6 protein-coding genes and 1 pseudogene are annotated in these 7,372 nt (G+C 57.4%); 6 read left to right on the forward strand and 1 reads right to left on the reverse strand.

Annotated elements, in window-relative coordinates:
- Nucleotides 1–182: 182 nt before the first annotated feature.
- The 6 genes from INT40_RS20070 to INT40_RS20090 all read left to right on the forward strand — a co-directional run bounded on the left by INT40_RS20070 (nt 183) and on the right by INT40_RS20090 (nt 6,995).
- Entirely contained in the window at nt 183–1,067 is an 885-nt protein-coding gene (locus tag INT40_RS20070; protein WP_319022041.1) for a site-specific integrase, read from the forward strand.
- Nucleotides 1,068–1,252: 185 nt separating this feature from the next.
- On the forward strand, nt 1,253–1,528 hold the full coding sequence (locus INT40_RS20830; RefSeq protein WP_226831717.1) for a hypothetical protein: 276 nt from the start codon (nt 1,253–1,255) through the stop codon (nt 1,526–1,528).
- Nucleotides 1,528–3,225, forward strand: coding sequence for a hypothetical protein (locus INT40_RS20075; RefSeq protein WP_193096851.1), 1,698 nt, complete (start codon nt 1,528–1,530; stop codon nt 3,223–3,225). Before INT40_RS20830 ends, INT40_RS20075 begins: the two co-directional genes overlap by 1 nt.
- The gene (locus INT40_RS20080) at nt 3,222–5,390 is read left to right on the forward strand and encodes an integrase (protein WP_193096852.1); all 2,169 of its coding nucleotides are present in this window, start codon (nt 3,222–3,224) and stop codon (nt 5,388–5,390) included. The genes INT40_RS20075 and INT40_RS20080 overlap by 4 nt, the downstream gene beginning before the upstream one ends.
- On the forward strand, nt 5,380–5,793 hold the full coding sequence (locus INT40_RS20085; RefSeq protein ID WP_193096853.1) for a hypothetical protein: 414 nt from the start codon (nt 5,380–5,382) through the stop codon (nt 5,791–5,793). The genes INT40_RS20080 and INT40_RS20085 overlap by 11 nt, the downstream gene beginning before the upstream one ends.
- A 236-nt stretch (nt 5,794–6,029) precedes the next feature.
- Nucleotides 6,030–6,995 carry a bile acid:sodium symporter family protein gene (locus INT40_RS20090; RefSeq protein WP_193096854.1) on the forward strand — a complete coding sequence of 322 codons (966 nt, stop codon included), beginning with the start codon at nt 6,030–6,032 and terminating at the stop codon, nt 6,993–6,995.
- Between the two features lie 136 nt (nt 6,996–7,131).
- Here INT40_RS20090 and INT40_RS20095 read toward each other — a convergent pair.
- A pseudogene (locus INT40_RS20095) lies at nt 7,132–7,372 on the reverse strand (XRE family transcriptional regulator); the annotation flags it as partial.

The following is a 7,372-nucleotide window of genomic DNA, read 5'->3' on the forward strand; positions in this document are numbered from 1 at the left end:
CGTTATGTAGGCGCTTTGGCCTTGTCTCATTGGAGGTGTTTCTGTAGCCATCGAATTGAAGCCTTCCGGAAATGTCAGTGGTCCCTCGTAGAGTGGCAGACGTGATCCTATTCTACTTTTCCTCCCGCGGTCGGGCTGATTGGGACGTTTCATCGAGCCCACCGATTCGAGAGGGTATGCCGGTGTTCATCGATGACGATCTGCAGTTGGAAGACGAGCACGGTCCCCGGCCCGTGACAGTGATCAACCGGTGGCTTCGCGAGCTGCCCATCAACGGCGCGCATAGCCCCCGTACATGGGAGGCTTACGCACTTGCGGTCAAAAGTTGGGCCGAGTTCCTTACCTCGCACAACGTCAGTCTTCTTGCCTCGCGGAAAGATCTCAGGGACGAAATTTCCCTCTACGCACAACACCGGCTATCCGGCGAGTTGGGTGACCGGCTGAGCTCATCGAGCTGGAACATGGCGGTGAAGATCATCGCGGGGTTCTACCGGTGGGCGGCGGCCGAGAAATACATCGACGCCGAACCGTTTTCCTACACCTCGCAAACCCTTTGGCGTCCGGATGGCTCCAAAATTGAAATCCAACGCAATCTGGCAACGCTGAGAACCGCCAACACCCACACCGGACGGAAGTATTTAGAGCAACCGTTTGTGGATCTGTTGATGAATGCGTTGGCGGGAAATTCGCCTGATGGTTCCGCTGACCCGCGGTTCCGTGGAAATGAAACCGGCCGAAACGAATCACTCATCGGGTTTGCCCTATCCAGCGGCCTTCGTGCCCAGGAATTCGCATATTTGACCATTTACGAGGTTCCGCCGTTGCCGGGACGCAGCAGCAGTATCCCTGTCACGTTGCCTTTGGCACCACCGACGACCAAGGGACGCAAGGGACGCAGTTCGTGGGTGGGCTTCGACGCGCTGTCAGCCGTGCACACGTATATGGACATGGAACGGGCCGCCGCGGTGCAAGGTTCCTCATGGAACCGGAAAACGCTCTCAGGATCGAGGAGCCAACGTATGATGGGGCAAAACTTAATGGTGTCTATCGACGCTGGCGGCATTTGACGGTCCAGGAGCGGCGTCGGCTGATCTGTACCGGCGGTGGCAGCGCCCTGATAGGGGTGCAACGGGATGGTTCTCCGTTTACGGATTGGGCGACCGTCTTGCGACGGACTTCGGCGAGGATCCGGGAATTCCATGAGCCACGTTTCCCGCACGTACACCCGCATATGCTCAGGCATACTTTTGCGATGCTCACCCTCGAACGCCTCGTCCGGGGATATTATCAGCAGGCCGCCCGACTCCTGACCGATACCGGTGGCGACGATGCCATGTCCCTCTACCTCACCAAGGCCGATCCACTATTGGTCTTGCGGGATCTTTTAGGTCACTCCAGCGTGGAGACAACTCAGGCATATTTGCACCTGCTGGATACTCAGCGCATCTTCCAAGAGGCGTCCGACTCAGCTCGCCCGAGCACGACAACCGCCGACACCGCCAACTGCGACGGAGGGGACGTTCTCTGATGGGCGCCCATCTTCGTCCGCCATTGAGGGTTGTTTTCGAGCTGCCTTCGGCAGTTATCTACGAGCGGGATCTTGGGGATTTGCCTGATCCTGTTCTTGCCGCTGACATCGCCGCCGGCCTAGTTGCTGCGACCTACCCTCACGGACCGATCCGAACGAAGTCTGTCGCCTCGCAGTATGCAACGACGATGCGTCGCCTCGCCCGGGAATTGCACGCAGACGGGTTCAGGGGTGGCTTCGCTGATATGAGTGCGGCCGCTGTCGTCCGATACTGGCTCACCTGCGATTTCCACAGAGAACGCCGAATCCGTGCGGTCCTGTCTGCCTTCCATACCGCAGGTGGACAACTACAACCGGGCATCGTGCACCACCTGACCGGCCGGCGCATCAACCAGATCAAGCCTGGCAAGCCGAATAGACCCTACAGTGCTACCGAATGGGAGCGCCTCGCCCAAGCCTGCAACACAATGATCAAAGGCTCCAGCCACGACCACCGACAGGCGCTTGAGGCCAGCGAACGGGGAAAAGACCTGCCCGACGATTCTCTCAGCGAGGATCGTCTGGCATGGGTCATTCGGGCCTCTGGCCCATTGGCCATCAGGTCGTTGATGGCGCTGTTCCCTAAGGCCACCGTGGACAATCGCCAACGGGTCGTATCGTTGAGTCGATCCCTTTTCCCTGAGCCGGATGTGGCATTTGCTTACAATCTGCTGTTCGCCATCCGCACCGGAATCGTCCCCGATGGTATTGACGCCCTGCGCACCGACGACGTCACTCGTACCGGTCCGTCGTCGATCCTGCTGAGCTATGTGAAAGGGCGGACCGGTAAGGAATCGCTCGTGCTCCCGCGAGCTGCCGTCCGTATTCTGGACCAGTGGTTTGAGCATTCGGAGCTCTTACGTGGTCACGCCGGCGACCAAGCATCGCAACTATGGTTAGGCGCCAAGCAACCGACACAGGAAGGTGGTCGGATCTATTTCACGACTCCCCGGACGCAGTACCGCAGACGGAGCTGGGCACAGCGGGCCGGCCTCATTGACGATGCCGGCACACTACTGCAAATACACGGCGGCAGAGTCCGGGCGACTTTTCATCATCTGAAGGACAGGTCGGCGTGGACCGGACGGACAACCATTGATCCGAATCACAGTGCCAAGGTGGAAGCCGACCACTATCTGAGTTCACACACACCGGCTCAGAAGGACGCCATCGAAGGCATCATCGAGGACGCGCAGACAGACATCCGCCGAAAGGCAGCACCGCCGCTGGTCACTAACGAACAGGACGCCGCCAAATTCTCCCAGCAATTCCCGAACCTCGTACGGGAGGCCGAGCTGGACCTGCCAGCCGTGCAGAAGCTTTTGGATGCTGAGCAGGATGTTTTTGTCGCGGCCTGCGCCTCACCAATGAAAAGCCCGTACGCGCCCGTGGGGAAACTTTGTCCCGCTCGCCCGTGGGTATGTCTTCTCTGTCCGCTGGCGGTTTTCACAGCCCGTCATTTGCCGAATCTGCTCGGCCTCAAAGAATATTTCTCCACCCAAGCCGCTCAACTGCCCCTGCCACAGTTCATGGGAGTATTCGGGCCTTACGCCACCCGGCTAGATGAGGAAATCCTGCCACGATTCAGTACCCGCGAAATCACTGCAGCAGCTGGCAACCACCAAACTCTGCCATTGACTTTAGAGGAACAAGGATGACTATTGAGTCTCGTACCGCACCGGCATCCCAAAACAACCAAACCCATCCGTTTGAAGGACAGGATATCTTCGACGCAGCCACGCTAGAGGCCTCAGTCGACGCTCATCGACCGAACTTCAACCACGATGTCTGGGACATATCAGGGCTCAAGGACGCACCCGCGACGATGGGAACTTTTCGCAAGAAACTCGATTTCACGAGAATTATCAATCCACAATGGCGGCTTGTTGCCAAGGAATATTTGTTCTCCCGCCTCGCCCCACGACACCCCGTTGTTGCCGGTTCGGCTTCGGCATTTCGGACTCCGCTCAATCCCTCCACCATATGGAACGAACTCAGACGGCTGACACGCTGGTTCAACCACCTTTCACAAACCGGCGTGGCACACCTGGGCGAAGTCGATCAACGGCACTGCATCTCTTACCTCAACGAAGTGGCCTGGAAAGACGCAAAGCCAGAAGAGCCGATCAGCCCGTCAACGATCGCCGCGCATATCCACTCGACCCAAGTACTCCAGCAGTACACCGAGATACTCTCTGAAAACTATGCCCCTGGCTTTAGCCCTTGGGGCGGCAAGAGCGCCGATAGCATCGCTGAATATGTCCGAACTACCGAGAACCAAGTTCCGCCGGTACCGGATACGATTTTGCGACCGCTATTGGCCAATACCTTCTACCTGATTGAGACGATCGGACCCCTGCTGGCCGCAGAAGCTTCCCGGGCACGAGAATTCGATGAACTCCAAAAACGGTCAATTCGGGGACTGAAACAATCGGAGAGACCCCGGCTGAGAACAGCGATCGAACGACTCCAACAAGCCGGCGTCGCCGCCCCACGTTTATCTGCGGCCGGTAGAGCCAAGCGTATATCCCAGGGTTGGGATGAGAAAGATCCACTCCTGTACTTGGCATGGCACTCCGTCGTGACCACTACTGTTGGCGCGATGGGGCACCGGCGTGACCTCGAAGAATTACGTCCTTTGTTGGTGGCCTGGGTGAACGAATGCGGAATTGAGGAGTCATGGTGCCGCGACGGCGCTCTCGTTCCTCGGCTGGACAACCAAGAACAAATACCGTGGGCCATTCCAGCCGATCGATCAGCACTCGCAGCGATGAAGACGGCCGTCGAATCCGCGGCCTTCTTCGTGATCTCCGCGCTCTCGGGGATGCGATCATCTGAGCTGCATGAGATCCGCGGCGGCAGCCTCACCCGCGAGGACCTGGGTAACGGTATCTACCGTCACCGCATTTCATCCCGGCGGATCAAAGGACAACAGTTTGGGGGTATCGACGATTTGTGGGTCGTCATCGAAGACGTCTACCGGGCACTTGGCACCGTTGAATCACTTCAAGACGCTAAACAGGGAGAATTGCTCTTCACGAAGCAGTCGAACACTGCTCATCTGCGATATGTCCGCCTCCGAAACTGGATGAACGGCCCCAGCGGGCAACGACTCGGCTTGGCAGAAGTACCAGAGGGACCAGTCAACCCCCGGGCCCTACGCCGGACACTGGCGCTAGCAATTGCCCAGCGACCTCACGGTCTGATGGCAGCGAAGTATCACCTCAAACACCTGAGCGTGGCAACGACGGAAGGCTATGCAGCCCGACCCGGCGGCCACCAAGCAGCGTTCCGCGCCGAGATCTCCGCAGCGGAAGAATCCGAACACTTACGACTCACCGTTGCCGCATACGAGGACTATAAACAGGGGAAGCTCCCCTCCGGCCACGGTGCCAGAGAGCTCACTAGAGTTTTCGCCTCCGTCGACGAAATCCTGACCAGCCACCAACCCGGACAGGCAACCGTCATAGATGACCGCCGTGTTGAACGGCTCCTCAAAGCAAAGGCCGAGAGCTTGTTCGTAGGAGCTGCCAATTATTGTTGGTTCACGGATCCGAAAAAAGCGTTATGCCTTCAACTCGCCCAAACTCCCGACGCTACGGAGCCACTCATAGGTCTCTGCGATTCAGGACGCTGCCCCCAGGCAACACACCACGGCATTCACCGCGAAGCATGGGCCAGCCACGCTGAATCCGTGAAGACAGTTTTTCTCGGAAATCCGCGCTTATCGAAACCCGAACTTGGCCGCGCTCAGGTAACGCTTGACCGGGCCAATCGGATACTCACGGAAATCGACAACGCAGGAGCAACTCATGAAGGCTGACCGTTCCCAAGTAGAGAACCGAATACGGGCAGCTATCCAGACACTGCTTGCCGATGAGATCCCGATCGGAATGAACCGCGACATCACCAGCCTCTGCGACTTAGCCGGAGTTCCGCGAGCAACCATGTATCGGACCTATCCACACCTAAAGGCCATCTTCGAGGAACAACGTTTACACCTCCAAGATGCCACCCCCGCCACGAACACCGGTGCAGATACCCGGCAAAAGGTACGCCCAGAAAATGACCGGTTGCAATTGAAACTCGCCGCGATGACAAACAAAGTCCATGAACTGGAGTACTTCAAATCCACTGCGCTATCAAGACTGGCAGCACAGCATGAGGAGATCCTCCGGCTGCGATCCCATCACACCAAAGACGACAACGTGCAGAGCATTCGGTGAGCCTTCTTGCCACATGGTTCTTGCCATCGCAAGGCGTCGTTCCGGGTGAGTCTCATAGAGTGGTGGCATTCCCACCAGGGGCTTCACCACAGTCAGACGCCATAGACCTTGCAGAGCAAACTGCCGGGACCTCCACAAGGTGGTAGTGCGAGCACCAGAACTACCAGGCTCTTCCCAGTCTTGGGTCCCTGACCAAGACTGGGAAGACTGTAAACCAACCAGGAAGGTCAGTTTCAATGGAGAAGTTGAGTCGTTTCACAGGAGCGTGGTTTCCACTGATTGTTCTGATAGCTGCTGCTATCGCGCTATTGACGCCCGACACCTTCTCGTCTTGGGGGCCGGCTGTTCCGTGGATGTTGGCCGTGATTATGCTCGGCATGGGCATGACACTCACACTCGCTGATTTCAAAAACATTGGACGCCGCCCGCTCGCCCTGATGTTTGGTGTTGTCGCGCAATACACCATCATGCCGCTTATCGGCTACCTGCTGGCGGTCCTGTTGTCCCTTCCGCCCGAGCTTGCAGTAGGAATGGTGCTCGTCGGAGCGGCTCCAGGTGGAACTGCCTCAAATGTGATGGTCTACCTTGCCAGGGGCGATACAGCGCTTTCTGTCGCAATGACTACCGTGTCTACGTTGCTTGCACCGTTTCTGACTCCTCTCCTGGTTCTATGGCTGGGAGGGACATTTCTACCAGTGTCGGGTGGCGATCTCTTTGTTTCGATACTTCAGATAGTTCTTGTGCCAATTATTGCGGGTATCCTGCTTCGAATATTGCTTCCGAGGATGGTGAATGCGATTCTTCCAATCTTGCCGTTCGTATCGGTACTGGGGGTCACTGCCGTTGTCGTTACAGTGGTAGGAGGGTCGGCAGACACCTTGCTTGCTGTTGGATTGTTGCTGGTCGTGGCTGTGGTTTTGCATAATCTGGCCGGGCTCACGTTTGGCTACATCATTGCGAAGCTGTGTAGGCAACCGGTATCTGGCTGTCGAGCGGTCAGCATCGAGGTGGGAATGCAGAACTCCGGTCTAGCAGCCGCACTAGCAACGGCTCACTTCTCCCCAGCTGCGGCTCTGCCTGCGGCAATATTCTCGGTGTGGCATAACGTCTCCGGGTCTCTGGTCGCGGGCTTCTGGTCCCGACGCGAGCCAGCGGACGTCGTTGCTAACAATGGAGAGCTTGCGCAGGACATGGAACGATGACCATATAGTTCTCACGTCCGCAAGCAAGCCCGAATCCATCTAGTATCTTCGTGCGTCCGAGATCTATGACGTCAGGGACGGATAAGAACATGCGCCCGTTACATGCAAATGCATGTAACGGGCGCATGCGACTAGATCAGATGGTGGCCGTTTGTAGCCGAGCCGCGCTCTCGCGATCGCCCGGAGTGTAGACAACAATTAGTATGTCAGGGTGTTCGGGAGGGGACAACCGATGCTGGTGGAGATACAGGTTTCCGCAAGTTGGATGGTTGAAGCGGCGGGGACGGGCACTGAAGAGCTCAAGATCTTTACTTTTCCACCCCGAACGGAAATCGCTGCTGTTCTCGAATAGATCGTCGACCATATACGCGACTTCG

The organism is Brevibacterium sp. FME17, from assembly GCF_014897515.1.
Classification (GTDB): Bacteria; Actinomycetota; Actinomycetes; order Actinomycetales; family Brevibacteriaceae; genus Brevibacterium.